16 protein-coding genes are annotated in these 22,642 nt (G+C 46.2%); 10 read left to right on the forward strand and 6 right to left on the reverse strand.

The window, feature by feature from the left end:
- Positions 1–171 precede the first annotated feature (171 nt).
- Complete coding sequence (locus OEV42_08805) at positions 172–3,255, forward strand: chemotaxis protein CheW (GenBank protein ID MDH3974361.1); 3,084 nt, start codon at positions 172–174, stop codon at positions 3,253–3,255.
- A gap of 11 nt (positions 3,256–3,266) precedes the next feature.
- On the opposite strand, the gene OEV42_08810 is transcribed toward OEV42_08805, so the two are convergent.
- Complete coding sequence (locus tag OEV42_08810) at positions 3,267–4,706, reverse strand: phospholipase D-like domain-containing protein (GenBank protein MDH3974362.1); 1,440 nt, start codon at positions 4,704–4,706, stop codon at positions 3,267–3,269.
- A gap of 175 nt (positions 4,707–4,881) precedes the next feature.
- Between OEV42_08810 and OEV42_08815 the strand changes: the two genes are divergently transcribed.
- The 8 genes from OEV42_08815 to pyrE all read left to right on the forward strand — a co-directional run bounded on the left by OEV42_08815 (position 4,882) and on the right by pyrE (position 15,833).
- Entirely contained in the window at positions 4,882–5,469 is a 588-nt protein-coding gene (locus OEV42_08815) for a pentapeptide repeat-containing protein (GenBank protein MDH3974363.1), read from the forward strand.
- Between the two features lie 286 nt (positions 5,470–5,755).
- Positions 5,756–6,772: a transglycosylase SLT domain-containing protein gene (locus OEV42_08820; GenBank protein MDH3974364.1), complete on the forward strand. Its 1,017-nt coding sequence runs from the start codon at positions 5,756–5,758 to the stop codon at positions 6,770–6,772.
- Between the two features lie 291 nt (positions 6,773–7,063).
- The gene (locus OEV42_08825; protein MDH3974365.1) at positions 7,064–10,534 is read left to right on the forward strand and encodes an alpha-amylase family glycosyl hydrolase; all 3,471 of its coding nucleotides are present in this window, start codon (positions 7,064–7,066) and stop codon (positions 10,532–10,534) included.
- Between the two features lie 156 nt (positions 10,535–10,690).
- Positions 10,691–10,933: a phosphoribosylformylglycinamidine synthase subunit PurS gene (gene purS, locus OEV42_08830; protein ID MDH3974366.1), complete on the forward strand. Its 243-nt coding sequence runs from the start codon at positions 10,691–10,693 to the stop codon at positions 10,931–10,933.
- The gene (purQ, locus tag OEV42_08835; GenBank protein ID MDH3974367.1) at positions 10,930–11,622 is read left to right on the forward strand and encodes a phosphoribosylformylglycinamidine synthase subunit PurQ; all 693 of its coding nucleotides are present in this window, start codon (positions 10,930–10,932) and stop codon (positions 11,620–11,622) included. The genes purS and purQ overlap by 4 nt, the downstream gene beginning before the upstream one ends.
- 43 nt (positions 11,623–11,665) lie before the next feature.
- The gene (gene purL / locus OEV42_08840; protein ID MDH3974368.1) at positions 11,666–13,870 is read left to right on the forward strand and encodes a phosphoribosylformylglycinamidine synthase subunit PurL; all 2,205 of its coding nucleotides are present in this window, start codon (positions 11,666–11,668) and stop codon (positions 13,868–13,870) included.
- The gene (purF, locus tag OEV42_08845) at positions 13,870–15,270 is read left to right on the forward strand and encodes an amidophosphoribosyltransferase (GenBank protein ID MDH3974369.1); all 1,401 of its coding nucleotides are present in this window, start codon (positions 13,870–13,872) and stop codon (positions 15,268–15,270) included. Before purL ends, purF begins: the two co-directional genes overlap by 1 nt.
- A gap of 14 nt (positions 15,271–15,284) precedes the next feature.
- Positions 15,285–15,833, forward strand: a complete 549-nt coding sequence (gene pyrE, locus OEV42_08850) for an orotate phosphoribosyltransferase (GenBank protein MDH3974370.1) — start codon at positions 15,285–15,287, stop codon at positions 15,831–15,833.
- A 174-nt stretch (positions 15,834–16,007) separates the two neighbouring features.
- On the opposite strand, the gene OEV42_08855 is transcribed toward pyrE, so the two are convergent.
- Entirely contained in the window at positions 16,008–16,553 is a 546-nt protein-coding gene (locus OEV42_08855) for a 4Fe-4S dicluster domain-containing protein (protein MDH3974371.1), read from the reverse strand.
- Between the two features lie 577 nt (positions 16,554–17,130).
- Here OEV42_08855 and OEV42_08860 point away from each other — a divergent pair.
- Positions 17,131–17,862, forward strand: coding sequence for a response regulator (locus OEV42_08860; GenBank protein MDH3974372.1), 732 nt, complete (start codon positions 17,131–17,133; stop codon positions 17,860–17,862).
- Between the two features lie 412 nt (positions 17,863–18,274).
- Here OEV42_08860 and OEV42_08865 read toward each other — a convergent pair whose 3' ends face one another.
- From OEV42_08865 to narH, 4 genes are all read right to left on the reverse strand, one after another.
- Entirely contained in the window at positions 18,275–19,354 is a 1,080-nt protein-coding gene (locus OEV42_08865) for a fibronectin type III domain-containing protein (protein ID MDH3974373.1), read from the reverse strand.
- Positions 19,355–19,802: 448 nt separating this feature from the next.
- Positions 19,803–20,498 carry a respiratory nitrate reductase subunit gamma gene (narI, locus tag OEV42_08870; protein ID MDH3974374.1) on the reverse strand — a complete coding sequence of 232 codons (696 nt, stop codon included), beginning with the start codon at positions 20,496–20,498 and terminating at the stop codon, positions 19,803–19,805.
- Between the two features lie 38 nt (positions 20,499–20,536).
- Positions 20,537–21,058, reverse strand: a complete 522-nt coding sequence (gene narJ, locus OEV42_08875) for a nitrate reductase molybdenum cofactor assembly chaperone (GenBank protein ID MDH3974375.1) — start codon at positions 21,056–21,058, stop codon at positions 20,537–20,539.
- Positions 21,059–21,073: 15 nt separating this feature from the next.
- Positions 21,074–22,618, reverse strand: coding sequence for a nitrate reductase subunit beta (gene narH / locus OEV42_08880; GenBank protein MDH3974376.1), 1,545 nt, complete (start codon positions 22,616–22,618; stop codon positions 21,074–21,076).
- Between the last annotated feature and the right edge of the window lie 24 nt (positions 22,619–22,642).

Below are 22,642 nucleotides of genomic sequence, written 5' to 3' on the forward strand. Positions count from 1 at the left end.
GGAGGGATTTTTTGCAAGGTCAAGGAAATCAAGGGTTTCGCCGAGTCGTACTGCTGTACGTCGCACAAGCAAATCTGAAGATTGACGCAGAGATTGCGAAAAAGCACCCTTGACCGATGAAAACTAAATAGGATTTCAAATATGATGGTCCGCTAAATTTTCAGGTGCAATATGGCTGAAGAAAAGAGCAGAAAAAAAGAAGGCAAACCTTTCTCCCGGAAGAAGAAATCGCCCGATAAAAAGGACGAAGAGACCTTTCGTCTTGTCCGTATAGGCGCATCCACCATGGCCATCAGGAAGAGCGGCTTTTTTGACATCGTTCAAGATACGCAGATCCATCACATCCCCCTGACGCCTGATTATTTCGAAGGCATTGCAGACATTGAAGGCACGACTATAAGCGCCTTTGACCTTGCAAAACTTATCGCTCTGCCGGCAAAAGGCTCATTAAAAAAATCGCTCCTCATTGTTGCCAGGGAAAAACCGGCGGCCGCCTTTACCGTCGATGAAATCCTTAATGAAGAAAGAATCAGAAAAGATGACCTTCTTCCCCTGCCCGCTTACCTCAAAAGCCTGACCATAGACAGCGTCATTTCTTCGGGAGGCAAGCTTATCCCCATCATTAACATAAAAAACCTTTACGGGACCATCATTTCCGATGAATGGCAAAAAGCCTCACCTTCACTTATCCCGCCCCGGGAGAAAAAACAAGGTGAGAAGAAAAAAGAACTGACATTTTTCGATCTTGGAGGGGAGCAATTTGCCACAGGGGGTATTGAAGAAGAGTTGCCTTATGATGCTCAAAAAATAACCGCTCTTTCCGCCCTTCCGGAATTTATCAGGGGTATCTCTTTTCACAAGGGAGAACTCATTACCATTATCGACGCCTGCCTGAGAATTACAGGAAAAAAAGCGCCTCAGAGGGGAAGACTTCTTATCACTCGCATAGGGGATGATCTCTTCGGATTTATCACGGGAAAGGCCCTTAAAACCTCAAAAAAAGAGGAAGAAAAAAGGACCGGCCTGCCTCTTTTGGCGGAAAAACCCTGGATAAAAAATGTTGCCCTCAGGAAAAAAGAACTTATTCCCCTTGTGGAACTCGATAAACTCCTCGATCCCCGTGAGGACGAAGGAGCGGCATCAAAAGCGATTGATACCTGCAAACCGGACCTGTCACTGCAATCAAGGTTTGCAAAAGAGAAACTGGGCGTACGCGATTTCCTCATATCGGACAGGCGGTATGCTCTGCCCGCTGAGCAGGTAAAGGATGTCATACCTTACAGCCCCGGCAGAAGCCTTCCGCTTCTCCCCTCCATTATTGCCGGTGTCCGGGATTATAAGGGAAAGGTCCTTCCCATTGTTGATATAACCACCTGCTTCGGCTTTCGCTCCCGGCCCGGCAAGGGATGGAAAATGCTCGTCATGGAGAATGGCGATTTTTCTGCGCTTGTGCTTGCTCAGGCAGTCTTTGACGAACATCTTCTCCAGGCGCAGCAACAAAAAGCAGTGCCTGTTATCATGAAACACCGTTTTCTCTACGGTTGCTATACAGATGAAGAAACAAAAGGCGTCCGCCTCATTCCCGATATTTACAAGCTCTGCATCCACTTCGATGAAACGATGGTAAGAGATATTTTTGAATCCATGAAAGAGCACGAAAAAGCCGTCGCCTTTTCCACTGAAGAAAAAGCGGAAGAAGAACAACTCACGCCTGCAGTTGAAAGGAAAGAAGAAGCGCCTCCTGGAGGAAAAATTGAAGAAAAAGAAGTTCTTCAGGAAACAGCCCCGCCAAAAACCGGTGAAAAAGGAGAAGAAAGGATCACTCATGAAGACATGTTCCCCGGACAAAAACCGTTAAAGGACATTGCGCAGGCAGAGAAAAAAGGGGGCGAGGAAAGCGGGGAAATCCTTAAAGGGGAGGAAGAAGAGATAAAACCACGGGAACCCTCTCCGGAGCCTGTCACTCCTGCCGAATCCATCGATAAAGGCGGTGGGCCCACAGGAAAAATTGCAGAAGAAACAGAAAGAGAAGCGCCTCCTGAAAGAACAATTGAAGAAAAAGAAGTTCTTCAGGAAACAGCCCCGCCAAAAACCGGTGAAGAAGGAGAAGAAAGGATCACTCATGAAGACATGTTCCCCGGGCAGAAACCTTTAAAGGACATTGCGCAGGAAGAGAAGAAAGGGGGCGAGGAAAGCGGGGAAATCCTTAAAGAGGAGGAAGAAGTTCCTTTCCATGTAAAGGAACCTTTTCATGAAAGAAAAGAAGAAAGAGAAACCATTAAAGAGGAGACGTCCCCCACAACAGGAGAAGAGATAAAAACACGGGAACCCTCTCCGAAGCCTGTCACTCCTGCCGAATCCATCTATAACGGCGGTGGTCGCACTGGAAAGATCATTCTGCTCATCATCCTTCTTGCAGCTGCGCTCATTTATTTCTTTTTTGGTTATGAAAAGAAGCCGGCTTCTCTCTTGGAAAAAGAGATGAGGCATCCAACTCCCGTCGCAATTCCACCTTATGTAAGTAAGGACAGCAGCGAAAAGCAGCCAGGGAAAGAAGCGACTAAAAAGGAAGCGCCTCGGGAAGATAAAGTTCCATCAAAGGTTGGTCCTGTAGAAGAGGAGAGATTAGCCGAAGAGGAACGACTGGCCGAAGAGAAGCAACTGGCTGAAGAAAAGCAACTGGCTGAAGAAAAGCAACTGGCTGAAGAGAAGCAACTGGCTGAAGAGAAGCAACTGGCTGAAGAAAAGCAACTGGCTGAAGAGAAGCAACTGGCCGAAGAGAAGCAACTGGCTGAAGAAAAGCAACTGGCTGAAGAAAAGCGACTGGCTGAAGAGAAGCGACTGGCTGAAGAGAAGCGACTGGCCGAAGAAAAGCGATTGGCTGAAGAGAAGCAACTGGCTGAAGAGAAGCGACTGGCTGAAGAGGAGCGATTGGCTGAAGAGAAGCGACTGGCTGAAGAGAAGCGATTGGCCGAAGAAAAGAAACTGCCAAAAGAAGTGCGCAAAGAACGGGCCAAACCGATTATGAGAAAAGGAAGAAGCTACCCACCTCTTGGGGAGTTTGATTATTATACCGTCCGCAAAGGGGACACCCTCTGGGATATTGCAGAGGCCTACAGTCAAAACCCTTTCGATTATCATCTCGTAGCCGAAGACAACCGGATCGTCAATCCCGACCTCATTTATCCGGAGCAAAAACTGAGGCTGCAAAGAAAGTGGAAGAAGAAAAAAGCGCCCGCCCAGGGTGAAAGATAAAAAACCTCAATCTACAAATAGGGCGAAAACAACCAGCACAGAGCGTCGCGAAGCCTTACGGGCAAAGCCCTTCCATCAAGTTCTTCAAGACTGAGCTTACGTGAAAGGAGCCTTCTTTCTTCCACATAGCCGGCCAGTTTGCGGGCCAGCTTTTCATCATACACCTCTACCATCAGTTCAAAATTAAGACGCAAACTTCGCGCGTCGAAGTTTGCCGACCCGATCTGCAGGTAATGATCATCAACGAGGAAAAGCTTGCCATGGGCAAAGGGAGGTGGCTGATAGCAGACCTCCACTCCCCACTGTACCAGTTCCCACAACATATTGCGCATAGCCCAGTGTACGATAAGATGATTATTTTTCTCAGGAAGGACAAGAGTAACATCAACCCCCCTGAGAGCCGCTGCCTGCAAGGCGCCGATAAGTTCACGAGGCGGAAGAAAGTAAGGGGTAAGGATGGTAATTTTCTTTCTTGCTGTTGCAATGGAACTGATAAATATCATTATGAGCTTATCAATATCTTCATCAGGGCCGTCGAGAATGGTTCGGCAAAGGGCATTGCCGGAGAGTTCTTTATAATGAAAAGGGGCAGGTTTGCCGCCTGCTCCCCCTGACGCAAAATCCCAGTCTTTCAGGAAGGCCTGTTCAAGCTGGTTAACAACGGAACCGACCAGTTTAAAATGAATGTCTGTAGTGCATTTCCGACGATTGCTCTCTCCTTCCAGGTGCCTGTCCCTTATGTTCATACCGCCGGTAAAAGCTACTTTACCATCTGCAACAAGCAGCTTTCTGTGATTACGAAGATTGATATGCAGAAAAGGGGGCAAAAAGGTGGGGGGCAGGTAGCGGAAAAAACCGACACCCTTTTTCCTGAGACCGGAGCCGCTTCTTGGCAAAGAATACCATTCACCGAAACCGTCGATAAGCACCCTCACATCGACGCCTCTTGCCGTCGCCCCGGCCAACGCATCAATAAAAGTATTGCCTGTCTTGTCGCTTTCGAAAATATAGGTGCTCAGATATACCCGCTCAGAGGCCGAATCAATGGCCTCCAGCATAGCGGGATAAGCCTCTTCACCATTAAAAAGCGGTTCCACCCGGTTTCCCCGGGTCAGTGGATTGCCGGCAAGAACATGGGATATTCCGGCAGGCACAAAATAATCATCAGGAAGGTTAAAGTCTGCCAACAAGGCTTTGCTCTCATGGCGGAGACGCTCATAACCCGCCGGAAGCGCGAAGATTTTTTTTCCATGAAGTTCCCGTGCCCTCGTATTAATGCGGTTAATCCCAAAAATAAAATATAGCAAGGGACCTGCCAGAGGGAAAGTCAGACAAAGGGCAATCCAGCCAAAAGCTGCTCTGGGATTACGTTTGTATAGAAGAGCGTGACCGGCGCTAAAAAGCGCCAGAATAATATCGAAACCTAAAAATAACCACTTTAACCAACCCATTCTTTTGTACCCCTGCTACATATTAAAACAGCTTTATCCCTCTTATTAAAGTTAAAACAGCATAAGAACGCATATAACACCTTGCATTATTCCAAAAGGACCTTTTGGCAAAGGCTCCTTTATTTTGATATATTTTTATATTAACTATGCACAGCCGCAATAAAAGGATTTATTCATGTCAAACTGTGTTCAATCAAAAGGTCATATGTGGTGCAAAAATTTACCTTCACATTACAGGGATAAAGAGGGAAAAAATTATTGTATTTTCCATGCGCCGGAAGGATGCAAGGGAGACGTGGCTCAAGATGAATTTGTCGGCCTGCTTTTAAGAAAAATATCTGAAGATTACAAAGAGGGCAAAAGCTGCAATCTTTCAGGAACTGTTTTTGAGTGGCATATTAATTTCAAAGATTTTTACGGTGAAAATGTCCTTCATAAAATATGCTTTTCAAAATCCCTATTCTGCCGGAAAGCCGATTTTTCTCATGTTACCTTTAATGGAGATGCCCTCTTTTCAAAGGCCATATTCTGTGAGGAAGCCGATTTCGAATATGCCCGCTTCCAGGGGAGCGCCAATTTCAGCGGCGCTGTTTTTCATGATAAAGCAAGGTTTTTCGACGCCACAGTAGAAGGGTATGCCGACTTTTCTTCCGTTACCTTTAATAAAACTTCCTATTTTTCGTGGGGAGCATTTAAAAACAAGGTTATTTTTAAAAATACATGCTATAAAGAAAATGCCATCTTTAAGCGTCCTGTTTTTTAAAGCCCTGTTAAAACAGGCTTTTTTAGCAATCCGCAAGCAAAGCTTGATCTTTTGCCCTCTTTTCTGTTATACTTGCGCCATTAAACAATAAAGGTAACAAACAAAGTGTCAGTTTATTTAACACTATCAAGCATCTTCAGAATTTATTAAACAACTCGCGGCAATCCCCCCTGTTAAAACACGACATTAGCAACGAACGCAATATTTGGCATAGCTTTTGCTGAAACCACGCAAAACTATTTTGAACAGATAAACAAAAAAAAGATTTATTGGAGACCAACATAAAATGAATGAAAACAATTCAGCGTGCATGACAGCCGATGATATATTCCAAAGCAGCCTATGGTACTGTGAAACCCATAAAAAGGTGGCCCTGTCCCTTTCTGCCCTGGCAATTCTCTTATTGGCAGGCTTCGCTTATTTTGCTTCTCATAACCTGCATATCTTTAAAAAGCAGGGAATGCCTGAAGTAAAAAGCGTAAGCACGGATCTTGAGACAAAACCTCTGCGTGACCTCATATCAAAAAAATCGGCATTAAAGAGTGATATCTGGGATGTGGACCCACACCTGGAAAAACTCGTCAACAAAAAAATACTTCTCTGGCAATTAAATGTTTCCCGCCGTACAGGCAAAAGGCCCCTTGACAATATCGGCGAATGGCTTTCTAACGTATCCATCTATAGGGAGTATATTGCAGATGCATCGGCAAAATATTCAATTGATGAAAATTTTCTGACAGCGCTTTTTGCCTGGGAAAGCCGGGGAAATCCGAGAGCAAAGTCGATCAAGTCGGCACGTGGATTCGGTCAGTTCATGAGAATAACGGCATCTGAAAAAGGGCTTGTCGTTAACGATGCAATCGACGAGAGGCTCGATCCATCCAGGGCCATCTATGCCGCCGCTTCCTACATACGCGATGCGGCAAAAAGGTATGACAACTACAGCTTTCTCATCACTGCCTATTACAACTATGGACCGGGCAACGTAAGAAAAAATATCAGAAGATACGGCCTTAAGGAGTCACTTTTCTACAGACTCCCACAGGAGACGCAGCAGCATTATGCAAGCATATTTGCCATAAAAAAGCTTCTCGACAGCCCCGAAGTTTACGATTTTTCTTATGATGTAAAGCCCTCTTTCAAATCGCTTGTAAAGGATGCCAGGCCCTATGTCGTTAAAAAGGGTGAAGATCTTGGTAAAGTTGCCGAGAAACATAATATGGATTTAGAAATGATTTTATATAAAAACCCCAAGATCCTTAATCATAAACGTATCAGGCAGGGCACCATCATAAAAATTTAAGGGATTGATTCAAGAGCCACCTTTCTATAAAAACGGGTTGAGCGTCAGTTCAGCCCGTTTTTACATCTCTCCCGCCCTGAGCCTTGCGAGAGAAAAGTCACTCCTTTTTCATCCCCCTTTTTTTTTACCTAACTTCCCCACATTTTTTCTGATATACTCTCCCATTATCAACCTTTAGCATGCCTTTGTCACCAGGATTTGCAACGAGGCTGACAAGGCACGACTTCCGGCTGCTACGACGGAAAGTTGGTGAAAAAAGCCGGCGAGACCCCCTAAAAACTAAAGAAAAACATGCAGAAAAAGATCGAAAAAGAAGAGGAATTAAAAAAAAGAAAAGCCCTGACACTGGAATTCCATATAGCAAGCGATTCCAGGAACAGGTACCATTTCAGAGAACATCTGTTAACCATTCGTGATGACGACGTAAGGGAAAACATGCGGGGCATACGCCTTCTGGCCGACAAGGTAAACAGGAGGCGTATTGAGGAAAAAAGAGAAGGAAAACCACTCTACGGCAGCTATCTCTATGCCGCCGGCCTTCTTGACGTCATTTTTCATTACATTATCGGACGCTACAGCGAAGAGAAAGCGCCGGGCGTTCTCGGCGAACTGGAAGAATTCCTCGAAAACCAATACGGTAAAGAAGCGCTTCAAAATCTTTACTCACACTTTTCCGGAAGTTTTCCTGCACTGGCTGTTTACAAGGGAGAAAAGAAGGCCGACGATTACCTTTTTGGCAGCGACCCCTCAGGCATACCGAACAGCAGGCTTATCCTGGAAGAGCTTATCATCCTCTGGTTGGGAAATATAAATCCGGCATTTGAGCCCCTCATTGAACTCATTAATGACAAAAGCCTGGAAAAATCGACAAACTACCTCTCCGTCATGGAGTCCATCAATGGCTTCTTTAAAAATAAACCGGCTTTCGGTCCCGATAATGAATACCTTATCGATATGCTTCGTTCCCCTGCTCTCGATTCTCCCGATTCACTGATGGGGCAGATCGAATTCATTCTAAAACGATGGAAAAACCTTCTCGGCAGATTAGCTGACATCATCCTCAGGGGAATCGACCTTATCAGGGAAGAAGAAAAGGCAAGAGACGGTTTCAGGCCCGGCGAGACCTATGTCGTTCAATTTTCTCACGATGAGGACCTGGAGCGCTTCAGCGACGATCTCGACTGGATGCCCAAGGTGGTGCTCATGGCCAAGTGCACCTACGTCTGGCTCGATCAATTGAGCAAAACATACGACAAAAATATTTACCGGCTCGACCATATTCCCGATGAAGAACTGGATAGACTGGCTTCCCGAGGATTTACGGGCCTCTGGCTCATCGGTCTGTGGGAGCGAAGCCGTGCCTCAAAAAGGATAAAACAGATATGCGGCAATCCCGAGGCCGTCGCTTCAGCCTATTCACTCCTCGATTACGACATTGCCCATGACCTTGGCGGGGAAGATGCTTACGAAAATCTCCGCAAAAGAGCATGGGAACGAGGGATTCGCCTTGCCAGCGACATGGTGCCCAACCATATGGGAATAGATTCCAGATGGCTCATCGAACATCCCGACTGGTTTGTGCAACTCGATTATCCTCCTTTTCCATCCTATGCCTTCGAAGGAGAAGATCTCTGCCATGACGACCGTGTGGGCGTCTTCCTGGAAGAGGGATACTGGCATAAGTCGGATGCAGCCGTCGTTTTCAAGCGCGTCGACTATCATACCGGTGAGACAAAATTTATCTACCACGGGAATGACGGAACACAGATGCCCTGGAACGATACGGCACAACTCAATTTCCTCAAATCGGAAGTCAGAGAGGCCGTTATCCAGACCATTCTCCATGTGGCAAGGAAATTCCCCATCATACGTTTTGACGCCGCCATGACCCTTGCCAAACGGCATTACCAGCGGCTCTGGTTCCCGCCGCCCGGCGCAGGAGGAGATATTCCTTCCCGTGCCGAGCATTCCATCTCCAATGAAGAATTCCAAAACCTCTTTCCTCTTGAGTTCTGGCGTGAGGTGGTAGACAGGGTAAGAGAAGAAGTCCCCGAAACCCTGCTGCTGGCGGAAGCCTTCTGGATGATGGAGGGCTACTTCGTGAGAAGCCTCGGCATGCATCGCGTCTACAACAGCGCCTTTATGAACATGCTGAAAAACGAAGAGAATGCCAAATACCGCATGTCCATCAAGAACGTGCTCGAATTCAATCCACAAATACTCAAACGTTACGTCAACTTCATGAACAATCCTGATGAAGAAACGGCCGTTGCCCAGTTCGGCAAGGACGATAAATATTTCGGCGTCTGCATGATGATGAGCACCATGCCCGGCCTTCCCATGTACGGCCATGGACAGGTTGAAGGCTTTGCCGAAAAATACGGCATGGAATACAGGCGGGCCTACTGGGATGAAAGGCCTGACAGCTACCTTGTTGCCAGGCATGAAAGAGAGATCTTTCCCCTGCTCAAGAAACGCTACCTCTTCAGCGGCGTTGAGAATTTCCTCCTTTATGACTTCTACAACAGGGCAGGATATGTCGATGAAGACGTCTTTGCCTATTCAAACGGCGCAGGCAATGAAAGAGCGCTCATTATTTACCTCAATAAGTTCAGGTCTGCCAAAGGGACCATAAGATTATCTGCAGGTTACATCCATGATGGCGCCATAAAACAAAGTACCCTCGGCGAGGGCCTCGGCATTTCCCATGGCGATGAAAAATACTGCCTCTTCAGGGATATAATAACAGGCCTTCAATATATAAGGTCTAACAATGAAATGCTCAACAACGGCATCTATGTAGAGCTGGAAGCATTCAAATATCACGTTTTCCTCGACTTCCACGAGGTTGAAGACGATGAAAGCAGGCATTACGGAAGGTTGCATGCCTACCTCAACGGACGGGGGGTTCACTCCATTGAAGATGCGCTCGTCGAGATGGAGATGCAGTCCCTTCTCCACTTTTTCCATGAGGCCATCAATCCGGGAAGCCTGCGCTACCTGGCGGAAGGAATGACTGACGGTGAATTGGACCCTGGCGTGCTGGCTGCCTTTGAGGAAAAAAGCACGAACCTTATCAAGGGCTATCAGTCATTCGAAAGCAAAGCCACCTTGCCCAAAGGATTAGTGGAAGACCTTAAGAAGACCTACAGGACGATCATGTCTCTGCCTGAACTTGCCAGGGAAGATGACAGCGGATGGAGAGCTTACCTGACAACAGACCCTTATGGCGCCGAAACAGGTGAACTGCAGGGATACCGACTCATGCTTTCCTGGCTCTTTATATGGCTCCTCTATAAAATCAAACCTCAAATGAGTGATTCAAAACGTTCCTTTGACTGGCTTTTCGAAAGATATCTGGCATCGATGATCCGTAAATCTTTCATGACCCTCGGCGTTTTTGAAAAAGAGGCAGGCGAAGAAGCTCAGCTCCTCAGATTAATCATCAAGAATGAAGAAAAGCTGACTTTTGCCGGCCGTCCCTCTCTCCATTCTCAAATGGAAGGACTTTTCAAAATAGGCGCCGTCCAGGACTTTATCGATGTCAATATGCATGGGAACATCCTTTACTTCAACAAGGAAAAAATGGAAGTACTTATCTACTGGTTCTTTATCATGGCCCTTGTAAAAGGACTAACAGAGGGTGTTGACAGAAAGAAAGTCCTGGCAAATATGGAAGTCGTTCATAAAAAAGTCTCCCTCATTCTCAATTCGGCGGAAAAATCGGGCTACAGGCTGGAAGCGTTTCTGGCATTGCTCTAGCAAAGGTGTTTAACCACGGAGTATGTCACTGTCCCACTTTTCATTACTCCTCCCCCGCTTCTCAAAGTAAAAATTTAATGCAGATTTGCCTTAAAAAAATTCCCCTCTTATGGTAAGATTGTTGATTCATTTAAATGACTAAAGGGATAATAAAAAATGAAAGCAAAGGTTTACGTTACGCTAAAAAAAGGCATCCTTGATCCACAGGGAAAAGCGGTCCAGCATTCTCTCGGCGCCATGGATTTTGAGGAAGTTATCGATGTAAGGCAGGGAAAGGTTTTCGAACTGATCCTTGACGATAAAACTACCCCTGAAGAAGCTGAAAAGAGGGTAACGGAAATGGCCCGGCAACTCCTTGCCAACACAGTGATGGAAAACTTCAGGGTAGAAATAGAATGAAGTTCGCTGTTGTCGTTTTTCCGGGTTCCAATTGTGACCATGACTGCTACCACGTTGCCAAACACGTTATGGGGCAGGATACTTCCTTTATATGGCACAAAGACCATACCGATCTTTCCGCTTTTGACTGCATCATTGTTCCCGGCGGTTTCTCTTACGGAGATTACTTAAGGCCCGGTTCCATTGCCACCCACTCTCCCATCATGCAGGATATTGTCTCTTTTGCCGGCAAAGGAAAGTTCGTCATAGGCATATGCAACGGTTTTCAGATATTAACGGAAGCAGGTTTATTGCCCGGCGTTCTCATGCGAAACAGGACGCTCCGCTTTATCTGCCGCGACGTTGAACTGACTGTGGAGAATAAGGACACACCCTTTACCTCCGCTTACAAAGAAGGCCAGGTCGTCCGCATTCCCATCGCCCACCATGATGGAAACTATTTTACCGATGAAAATACGCTTAAAAGCATTGAAGATAGTAACCAGGTAATATTCAGATATACCGATAAACGGGGAGAAGCATCAGTAGAAGCAAATCCCAACGGCTCTTTGAATAATATTGCCGGCATATGCAATAAAGAGAAGAATGTACTGGGAATGATGCCTCACCCCGAGCGCTGTGCCGAAAAAGCGCTGGGCAATGAAGACGGTAAGGCCATCTTTGAATCGATTGTCAAATACCTTTCCTGAGAAATTTTCTCTATCCCCCTTAACAATTGACGAATAAATAAAAATGAGTGAAATAACTGAAGAAATCATAAAAAGCCACGGTCTGAGCAAAGAAGAGTACAGCAAGATCCTCGACATTCTGAAGAGGGAGCCCAACCTGCTTGAGCTGGGTATCTTTTCCGTTATGTGGAGTGAACACTGTTCCTACAAATCATCGAGGGCGCATCTCAAAAACTTCCCCACCGAAGGCCCCCGGGTAATCCAGGGCCCCGGCGAAAACGCAGGCGTTGTGGATATCGGTGACGGTCTGGCCGTTGCATTCAAAATGGAGTCTCACAACCACCCCTCCTTTATCGAACCCTATCAGGGCGCAGCAACAGGTGTGGGCGGCATTATGAGAGACGTTTTCACTATGGGCGCAAGACCCGTGGCCAACCTCAATTCCTTAAGGTTCGGTTCTCTCGAACTTGCGAAACACAAGTATTTATTAAAAGGTGTCGTTGAAGGAATTGCAGGCTACGGTAACTGTATGGGCGTGCCCACCATCGGCGGCGAGACCTATTTTGACGAATGTTATAACGGCAATATTCTCGTCAACGCCTTTACTCTCGGCCTTGTCAAAAGTGACAAAATATTCAGGGGCTATGCCTCGGGTACAGGCAATCCCGTTATTTATGTAGGCTCCAAAACAGGAAGAGACGGCATTCACGGCGCCACCATGGCCTCGGAAGAGTTTGACGAAGGTTCCGAAGAAAAAAGACCCACCGTTCAGGTGGGAGATCCCTTTACGGAAAAGCTGCTCCTCGAAGCCTGTCTCGAACTGATGAAAACCGATTACATCGTCGGTATTCAGGACATGGGGGCGGCAGGACTCACCTCTTCATCATTTGAGATGGCAAGCCGCGCCGGAACAGGCATTGAAATGAATCTCGACAATGTTCCCCAAAGAGAAAAAGAAATGACGCCTTACGAGTTGATGCTCTCCGAATCACAGGAAAGAATGCTCATGGTCGTCAAGAAGGGCTGCGAAAATAAGGTTAAGGAAATATTCGACAAATGGGACCTCGACTGTGCCGTTGTGGGCGCCGTAACCGATGACGGAATCATGAGACTCGTCGAAAAAGGAAAGATCGTCGCCGAGCTTCCCATCGAACCGCTTGCTGAAGGGGCACCTGTTTACAACAGGCCTGTAAAAAAACCTGACTATATTGATGAACTGAAAAACACCGATCTCCATGCTCTAAAAACACCTTCCAACCTGAATGAAGTACTTCTTGACCTCATGGATACACCTAACATAGCATCGAAGAAGTGGATATACAGGCAGTACGACCACATGGTAAGAACCGATACGGTTCTTCTTCCGGGTTCCGATTCGGCAGTGATCAGGGTTAAGGGAACCTCAAAGGGCGTGGCCATGACGAGTAATTGCAACTCAAGGTACTGCTATCTCGATCCTTATCTTGGCGGACAAATAACAGTGGCGGAAAATGCAAGAAACATCGTCTGCGCCGGCGCAAAACCACTGGCGGTAACAGACTGCCTAAATTTCGGCAACCCCGAAAAGCCCGAAATCATGTGGCAGTTTGCCCAAGCCGTCAAGGGTATTTCCGACGCCTGCAAGGCCTTTGAAACACCTGTCGTAAGCGGCAATGTGAGCCTCTATAACGAAACCAGGGGGGAAGCCATCTACCCCACACCAACGGTAGCCATGGTGGGCCTTTTAGAAAATGTTAATCTCCACTGCACACAATGGTTCAAAAACAGCGGCGACCTTATTGTCTTACTCGGTAAGAATAAAAACGAACTGGGCGGCAGTGAATACCTGAAACTCGTTCACAAAATGGTGACCGGGGCGCCACCGGAACTGGATGTGGAACTGGAAAAATCGGTTCAGCAGACCTGCCTTGAGGCAATCGGGGCGGGCATTATCGAATCCGCCCATGATTGTGCAGAAGGCGGCCTGGCCGTCGCCCTGGCTGAGTGCTGTATTTCAGGCCCTGCCCTCATAGGAGCGACAATAGAACTCCATGCCAATGGCAACAGGAAAGATGCCCTCCTCTTCGGTGAAAGCCAATCGAGAATTATTCTCTCACTAAACAGGCGATATATGGATAAACTTGAAGATATCGCCTGCCGCTATGACACGCCACTGGAAGTAATAGGCGAAGTGGGCGGTGAGTATCTTCTTATCAATAACTCCATCAACGCAGATGCCGGGAGCCTTTATGAGGCCTGGGATAAAGGGATTGAAAGGCGAATTTCCTGATGTTTGACAAGTTAAAGGAAGAGTGCGGCGTTTTTGGTATTTACAATCATCCTGAGGCATCCAACCTGACCTATCTCGGTCTTTATGCACTTCAGCACAGAGGCCAGGAGGGCGCAGGAATGGCGTCATCTGACGGCAAGCGGATCTATTCCTACAGGGACATGGGTCTTGTTGCCGATATATTTAATGAGGAAATCATATCGAGGCTGCCGGGAAGTTCGGCTATCGGCCATGTGAGATATTCCACATCAGGAGGCAGTGAAAGAAAAAACACGCAGCCCATTGTCGTCGACTATTCAAGAGGCCAGATCGCCCTCGCCCATAACGGAAATCTCGTTAACGCCGGTATTCTCAGAAGTGAACTCGAAGCCTATGGTTCTATATTTCAATCAACGACGGACTCGGAAGTTATTATACATCTTCTTGCAACGTCACACGTCAATTCGCTCGTCGACAGGATTTCCGATGCACTCTCCAAATTACAAGGGGCCTATTCTCTTCTTTTTCTCACCGAATCAAGGATGATCGCTGCCAGAGACCCGCAGGGAATCAGGCCGCTCTGTTACGGCAAACTCGACGGCGGTTACGTAGTCGCCTCCGAAACCTGTGCCCTCGATCTCATCGGCGCAAAGTATATTCGTGATGTTGAGCCCGGCGAGATACTCGTCTTCAAGGGAAACGAGGTCACCTCCATCAAGCCCTTTTCTGAAAAAAAAGCGGCCCACTGCGTATTCGAATACATCTATTTTGCAAGGCCCGACAGTTATATATTCGGTAAAGGCGTATCGGAAGTAAGAAAGGAATTCGGCAAAAGCCTGGCCCGTGAGCATCCCGTCGAAGCCGATGTGGTCATTCCCGTTCCCGACTCGGGAGTAACGGCAGCCATCGGCTATGCCGAGGAATCGGGCATTCCTTTCGCCATGGGTATTATCAGAAATCACTACGTTGGAAGAACCTTCATCGAACCGGAACAGTCCATCAGGCACTTTGGTGTAAAAATCAAGCTCAATGCCGTCAGGGACTTACTGGAAGGCAAGCGCGTCGTCGTTGTCGATGATTCCATCGTGAGAGGAACGACAAGCCGCAAAATCGTTAAAATGATCAGGGAGGCAGGTGCAAAAGAGGTCCATCTCAGGATCAGTTCTCCACCCACTTCCTTCCCCTGCTACTACGGAATCGATACGCCCACAAGAAACGAACTGATCGCCTCTTCCCACAGCGTTGATGAAATCAATAAGTATGTTACCTCCGATAGCCTGGGCTATCTCACTTTTCCCGGAATGCTGAGAGCGGCCGGTGAAAATTTAAGTTTCTGTGACGCCTGTTTTTCAGGCAACTATCCTATTGAATTCTACAATGAAACCCAGAATGAGCAAATGCCGCTATTTGATAAACGATGAAAGGATAGACTAATATGGAAAGAGAACGGCTTCTTAATATCCTCAGGGAAAAGTCCTATGAAAAACGTGAAGTAACGTTGGCATCGGGTAGAAAAAGTGATTTTTACATCGACTGCAAACAGACCACCCTCGACGCTGAAGGAGCATATCTGACAGGCAAACTCATGTATGAGATCATTAACCGCCTGGATGAGAAAATTGAAGGGGCAGGCGGATTAACGCTCGGCGCCGACCCTATTGCTACAGCCGTCTCCATTGCAAGCTATCAGGCAGGCAAACCGCTTCCTGCTTTTATCATCAGAAAGGAACCCAAAGGCCACGGTACGGGCCAGTGGCTGGAAGGGACGAAAAACCTGAGAAAAGGCTCAAAAGTCGTCATCGTCGAAGACGTAGTCACCACCGGCGGCTCATCTCTCAAGGCCGTCAAAAGAGCTGAACAATCAGGCCTTAATGCGGCCCTCATCCTCGCACTCGTCGACCGCTGTGAAGGTGGCAGGGAGAATATTGAAAAAGAGGGCTATAAACTCAAGTCCCTCTTCGAAAGAGCTGAAATCGTCGGCTGAATTATTTACCGCAGAGGACGCTGAGTTGGCGGAGAAAATCGAGTAATTTGAATTTATAAAGCCACATCAGAAGGTGTGGCTTTTTTCTTTATCGCTTTTCCAATCCCTAAATATTCAAATCCCCCCTCACTCCCCTTTGCTATAGTGGGGGAATTAAAACCTTGGTAATCATTGCTATTTACTTATCCTTATCCTGATGGCCTCCCCCTTACACCCGGCAATACAAGCCCCACAACCATTACAATCACTCTCCACTACCCTGGCAAAGCCCGCATCACTCATAATAACGGCATCTTCCGGACAATTATCAACACAATAAGCGCAGCCCGCCTCATGAGCGGGAGCACAGCGGCCCGCGCTTATCCGCGCCAGCCCCAGGTCTTTAGTTCCATTTTCGAAGTTAAGCGCCCCTGAGGGGCAAACCTTGACACACTCCCCGCAGTAGGTACAGTAAGCGTCTTTAAAATCGAGATAAGGCGTCTTGACTGCAAGCCCTGCCCTGCTGTTGAAATAACGGATTATCCCCTGGGGACAAATTTCACCGCAGCCCCCGCACTTTTCACAGGTAGATAAAAAATGCGTCTCACTTTGTGACCAGGGAGGACGTATCCCCTTTGGCGCCATAGAGGCCACCTTCCGGTCAACGGCCTTGCCCACTTCCTCAGCGGCTACACCAAAAAGCTTCTTTAAAAATTCACTGCGTGTAATTTTTTCACTCATCTGCTTTTATGAGATATTATTTTGACCACAGGGAGAAATCTTTCGCCAAAGAAACAAATAAGAGGATTTCTCAGGCACATTCGAAATAACAAAACTTAAAGGTATCTCTAAAAATTCGAAGGAGTTGATGATAACATGGCGAAAAGGACGAAAAAACGCCGTTTACATGGAGTAAATAAACATTTTGAGCCACTTTTTACGCCTTTAGCACGGCAGCCATCGTATTTTTAAAAGTTCCCTTAAAATATATTTCTACATAATATAGCATGAGCAACAGGAATGTAAACTCTTGAGCCACGGTCATGACAGAATAAACACAGAAAGAGCCATAGACCAGGGACTTGACCGATTAACACAGATTTTGAGCCTTAAACTTGTCACCTCCACCGTAATTTTTTAAAATTCAGACCTGCACCGACTGATAATTACGCTATTTTTTTAAGCTATTATCTGATTATAACGTCCTCATTATGGAATGTATAAAAGCCCGCTTCATCAAGGGTTGCTCTTTCAGCATTATATGTTATGCTTTTTTATAGTAAAGCTCCCATGAACAGTTCAAAGTGAGGGCAAGCAAATGATAAATGGCAATGAGAAACGGAAAAAAATCCTTCTTGTTGATGATTCAAATTTTTTTCTTGAAGTCGAGAAGGATTTCTTCAACAGGACTGACTGTAATGTTATAACGGCAAACAACGGCGTTGAAGCCCTTAAGATCATAGAGAGTGATCGCCCTGACATGATCCTTATGGATCTATACATGAGGGAGATGAGAGGTGATGAATGTTGCAGGAAAATCAAGGAAAATCCCCTGACAAAAGACATTCCCATCGTCATAGTCACCCATTCTGTAAGTACGGCAGACAGGGAGCAATGCAAAGAGGCAGGCTGTGATGATTTTATTGTTAAGCCTATCAATAAGGCAACCGTTCTCGACAGAGTAAGAAAATTTATCGGCGTTGACGTAAGGGAATATGAAAAAGCGCCCATCAGCACGGAAGTAATCTATGCCATAGAGAACAGTCCCCACAAAGGCTATGCCTATGTCATTAGTGAAGAAGATATCTATATTAAGGGAGACATCCTTCTCCATGTTGGAAATGTGGTAAAAATTATTTTTAATATTGCAGGGATAAAAGCGGACATAGAGGCCGAATGTGAAGTCGTCTGGACAACATCAGGACGGACGGATCTCCTCCCTGAAATCATGCCGGGCATGGTTATGAAATTTATAAGTATCAGCAAGGAAAATAGAGAATACATCTCAAGTTACGTTAACCTGGTAAATTACATCTTTAGCAAGCCCTGACCTGCAGCCTGCAACAGCCCTAAAAACCTTTTGTAACAAAGCGGGAAATATTGTATATGCTTCCTGCAACGACGAAACTTTTCAAAAGATTGTGTCATTCCCGCATTGTTTAAGCGGGAATCCCTTTGGTTTATAAACAAGGGAAAAGTATGAGAGGAAATAAGAAAGTAGGGGCAGTGAGGTCGGACCAAGTCAAGCACTGGATTTGAAGAAAAAATCTCCTAAAATAACCTCTTTTTTTGTCCTTAAAAGCCTCATTTTAGGGACGAAATAAGCGGTCCAGTATTTTAAAGGATTCCCATTTTTGTAAATTCTGTACGTTCTGTAGATAAATAGGCTTATTATTTTCACTCCAATCCTTTGCGACTTTGCGCGAGATGAAAAAATCTTTAAGACCGGGCTCCCCGTCCCATTAGGGCATAGCCGCATTCACCTCAACATGAGCGGAATTGCCCATATCCGAAAGGGAGCGAATACGGTAATACCACCTCGCGCCTGACGTTGCAGAACTGTCATTGAAAATGTATGATTGCCTGGCATTGCCCGGCACAATAGTACCGCTGCTGTAATTACCATCCAGCGAAGAAGCCTTCCGGATTTCATAACCTTTTACACAACCGGGATCCTGGGGCGCAGGCTTCCATGTGAGGAAAACACCGGAAACGGTAGGCACGGCCTGAACCTCTTGCGGCTCATCGGGGCCGCCTTTGGGATCACTTTGTTTATCGACCCAGGTCCATTTAATAATTTTGTACTCCTTTTTGGATCGCATCCAAGTATAAACATCACCGGAATGTGAAACAACAGGGTCTCCATATTCTGCAACCGGTATGGATTTACCCATCGATCCAGGTTGAGGCTCATACATGGAAAGAGGCAGTTCAAGCATTCCTTTTTCCTTACCGCAAATGTCGTACCGATAAACCTGTCTGATACGGTCGCCCGACGCATTTACAAATATTTTAATATAATAAAGGAAGCGGTTTTCATCACGATAGTCTACCTCAACAGGCTCTTTGGCAAAAATCGTGTAGGTTTCATCGGAATAGGATAAGGTCGTTTTTATTACAGGTCCTTCGCGCCGGCTGCTCTTTATTCCCAGCGCCAAAGGCTGTTCTGAATAGGTTTGAAGCAGTTCACCCTCAATTGAGTAGTTATAACCTTTTTCCTCCTCAGCATTCCATACATAAATTGCTTTATTTGCGACTTCAAGTACTGAAGTATTAAAATTATAAGCAGTTCTTTTATCAATCCAAAGCCATTTTCGCCGGTCTATGCTATAGACACCTGCCCTGGGCTTTGAAGCTTTTGTATCCCAATAAAACCCGGCTAATCTATCGGCATCTATTACAACCATGTCATACAATGTACTAAAACTTTTTGAGTATTCCCCATTCATTGTAAATATCTTGAATCTGTAATTAAGCCAGTCTTCAATAATGATTCTGTCATCAGGTAGAATATGAATTTTTACAGGAAACTTATCTTTCATTATCCCCGATTTATATCCAAATTCTGTTAGTCCTCTCCCCCAGGGCCCTTTAATAACAGTGGTTGGTCCCACCCAATCAGCAAATGACAGACTTGCATTTAAAATAATAAATAAAAACAAGAAGGAGCCCATATATTTTTTTATTAATCTCATAATCTTAATTTGACTAATGCTCTGCTTTTTAGGCTTTTGACTAATTCTGAAGATAGATTATTTAATAGCATAAAAAAGGAATAAAAGCACATGCTAATCAGGTCGAAACGCTCAAGGGTCTACAACAGAGGGCGCTCACATTGCAGAGAAAGTAATAGGTTCAGAGTTAGAATATCTGCGTCATCCCTGTTCTATCGATTTTTTTCCCTGGCGCCCTATCTATTCTATGACAAAAAAAAGGCGCCCTTCCTGAATGAAAGGGCGCCAGTAAAAGCTTTAAGAGAAGCTCGTTAAATTAACGGGCCGCAACCTGCTTTCTTCTCATGATCTGGTAAGCACGGCCAAGGTAACCAATGGGCACACTCCAGACATGAACAAGCCTTGAGAAAGGGAAGAGCAGGAATACAGTCATACCAAAGAACATATGAACGAGGAATACTGCATCAACTCCCTGGAGAAGCTCGGGATTAGCACCGAGAGTAAGAACACTCTGTACCCAGCTGGCAAGAGAAATCATGACACCGGCATCACCCTGTGAGGCATGTCCGTAAGAGAATGGAATGGTTGAAAGACCGAGAAGAACGGTCAGGACCAGCCAGGTAATAATGAAAATATCCATCTTTCTGCTGTTAGCAAGAACTCTTGCATTGGTCAGTCTGCGGACCCAGAGCAGAAAAGCGCCGAGGAAACAGATGGACCCAAAAATGGAACCGGCAATGATGGCTACATACTGGTGAGTCATATCAGAAATACCGAGGGCAAGAAAAACACCGTGAGGTGTAACCAGTCCCACCAGATGACCTCCGAAAATAGCCAGTACACCTATATGGAAAAGATTGCTTGGCAACCAGACCCCCTGGTTTGAAAGAAGCTGGCTGGAATCACTCTTCCAGGTATACTGCTCCCTGTCAAACCTTAAAATACTACCCAATACAAAAACGGTTAGCGCTATGTATGGATATACGCCATAAAAGAAATCTAACATTTTTATACCTCCTCTTAATCTTTAAGAAGTTAATTTTGTTCGCCTTAAGCGGCTTTTTTGTAGAGTTCCCCCTGCCTCTCAACAATACGAATAAGAGGGGCATAGGGACTTTTTTCCTTTTCAAGATTATCAGCCAGTACAGTAAGGACCTTCACTGCTTCACCGAGAAATTCACCAGCCTGTTCTTTTTCAAGCGTTGCGATAAACTCAAGTATAAGCGGTAAATAATCGGGGAGTTCACCCTTTGCAGGGGTGAGTCCTGATTTTTTAAAATGCTCACCAAGGTTGATCAAGGCCGGGCCTCTCCCCCTGTCATCATCTCCGAAGAGATGATGAGTCAGGTGAAGGCTGGTTTCCGGCCTGCTGTCAAAGGTCTGGACATAGTTCTGCTCAAGCTCGATGAGGCTCTTGCTTTCCACAAAATCAAGAAAGTCATTGATGGCTTCATGGTCCGCCCGGGCAACATCTTTCTCATTTTTGACAAGTTCCCTCAAGGTCTGGATATTATCCTTTAAATCCTGGTCAGGATAATCAATTAATCGAGAAAGAATTTTATATATAAGCATTTATAACCTCTGTCCTTACTTACGCTTGGCAGAAACAAACTCAACGGGAACTTCGGATCGCTCTCTCTTTGTCGGAAAGAGTGATGAATCACCCATACCGGTAGAGCTGGAGTTACCGAGAGTCAGTCCATTCTGGCCCTGGAAGGCATAATAGTCTTCCTGCATATACTCTTCATGGCCCGTTGGAACAACGAATCTGTCTTCATAGTTCCCCAGGCCAAGATAGCGGTACATTTCTTTGGCCTGATCTTCAGTAATACCCGCTGCATCGAGAGAGGCCGTATTTACCTTACCTTCCACATTGATAGAACGCTGATAGCTTCTCATTGCAAGCATTCTCCGGATGGCAGCCAGTACAGGCGCCTCATCACCGGCAGTGAGGAGGTTGGCAAGGTACTGAAGCGGCATTCTGAGCGCTTCCGCCTTGGGAATAGCGCCGTCTGATTCGGTCGGGAGATTTCCCTGATCGATCTGACTCTGTACCGGAGAAAGGGGTGGCACATACCAGTTCATAGGCAGTGTTCTGAACTCCGGATGAAGAGGGAAAGCGATCTTCCACTCGACAGCCATTTTGTAAACAGGCGACTTCTGGGCCGCAGTAAGCCAGCTCTCGGGAATTCCTTCCCTTCTGGCCTGTTCCTGAACCTTGGGGTCATTAGGGTCCAGGAACATGGAGAGTTGCTCCTCGTAAAGGCTCTTCTCAGAATCAGTACCTGCAGCTTTACCGATCTTGTCGGCATCATAAAGAATGACGCCCATGTAACGAATTCTTCCAACGCAGGACTCGGCACAGTTAGTCGGCATACCGGACTCGATACGCGGGTAACAGCCAATACATTTTTCCGCCTTGCCCGACTCCCAGTTGTAGTAGGCTTTCTTATAGGGACAACCGGTTACACACATTCTCCAGCCACGGCACTTATCCTGGTCAACAAGGACGATACCGTCTTCTTCACGCTTGTAGATAGAGCCTGAAGGACACGATGCGACACAGGCCGGATTGAGGCAGTGGTTACAAAGTCTGGGAAGATACATGTGGAATGTATTTTCAAACTCTGAATACATCTGCTTCTGGATTCCATCGAAGTTTTTGTCCTTGGAACGCTTTTCAAATTCGCCGGCAAGGTCATCTTCCCAGTTGGGTCCCCAGGTAATCTTCTCCATTTTGCTGCCGTCAATCTGTGAATGAGGGCGCGCAGTGGGAGCCGCCTCAAGAAGCGGCGTTTTCTGGAGGTGAGAATAATTCATGTCAAAAGGCTCATAGTAATCATCGATTTGCGGCATATTGGGATTGGCAAAGATGCTTAAGAGCTTGGAAAGACGGCCACCGGCCTTCAACTCCAGCTTGCCTCCCTGCTTGACCCAGCCACCTTTCCAGAGATCCTGGTTTTCCCACTCTTTAGGGTAACCGATACCGGGCTTACTCTCAACATTGTTGAACCATGCATATTCAACACCTTTTCTGTTAGTCCATACATTCTTGCAGGTTACCGAACAAGTATGGCAACCTATGCACTTGTCCAGATTAAGGACCATGGCAACTTGTGCTCGGATTTTCATATCATTCTCCTCTTTCTATTAGTA

The organism is Deltaproteobacteria bacterium, from assembly GCA_029860075.1.
Lineage (GTDB): Bacteria > Desulfobacterota > JADFVX01 > JADFVX01 > JADFVX01 > JAOUBX01.

Excerpts from the sequence above, each read along its gene's own strand:
- OEV42_08855 (MDH3974371.1), bottom strand. The coding sequence starts at position 16,553 with ATGAGTGAAAAAATTACACGCAGTGAATTTTTAAAGAAGCTTTTTGGT.
- purS (MDH3974366.1), top strand. The coding sequence starts at position 10,691 with ATGAAAGCAAAGGTTTACGTTACGCTAAAAAAAGGCATCCTTGATCCA.
- OEV42_08815 (MDH3974363.1), top strand. The coding sequence starts at position 4,882 with ATGTCAAACTGTGTTCAATCAAAAGGTCATATGTGGTGCAAAAATTTA.
- OEV42_08825 (MDH3974365.1), top strand. The coding sequence starts at position 7,064 with ATGCAGAAAAAGATCGAAAAAGAAGAGGAATTAAAAAAAAGAAAAGCC.
- narJ (MDH3974375.1), bottom strand. The coding sequence starts at position 21,058 with ATGCTTATATATAAAATTCTTTCTCGATTAATTGATTATCCTGACCAG.
- OEV42_08820 (MDH3974364.1), top strand. The coding sequence starts at position 5,756 with ATGAATGAAAACAATTCAGCGTGCATGACAGCCGATGATATATTCCAA.
- purF (MDH3974369.1), top strand. The coding sequence starts at position 13,870 with ATGTTTGACAAGTTAAAGGAAGAGTGCGGCGTTTTTGGTATTTACAAT.
- OEV42_08865 (MDH3974373.1), bottom strand. The coding sequence starts at position 19,354 with ATGAAAGATAAGTTTCCTGTAAAAATTCATATTCTACCTGATGACAGA.
- narH (MDH3974376.1), bottom strand. The coding sequence starts at position 22,618 with ATGAAAATCCGAGCACAAGTTGCCATGGTCCTTAATCTGGACAAGTGC.
- OEV42_08810 (MDH3974362.1), bottom strand. The coding sequence starts at position 4,706 with ATGGGTTGGTTAAAGTGGTTATTTTTAGGTTTCGATATTATTCTGGCG.
- purL (MDH3974368.1), top strand. The coding sequence starts at position 11,666 with ATGAGTGAAATAACTGAAGAAATCATAAAAAGCCACGGTCTGAGCAAA.
- OEV42_08805 (MDH3974361.1), top strand. The coding sequence starts at position 172 with ATGGCTGAAGAAAAGAGCAGAAAAAAAGAAGGCAAACCTTTCTCCCGG.
- pyrE (MDH3974370.1), top strand. The coding sequence starts at position 15,285 with ATGGAAAGAGAACGGCTTCTTAATATCCTCAGGGAAAAGTCCTATGAA.
- OEV42_08860 (MDH3974372.1), top strand. The coding sequence starts at position 17,131 with ATGATAAATGGCAATGAGAAACGGAAAAAAATCCTTCTTGTTGATGAT.
- purQ (MDH3974367.1), top strand. The coding sequence starts at position 10,930 with ATGAAGTTCGCTGTTGTCGTTTTTCCGGGTTCCAATTGTGACCATGAC.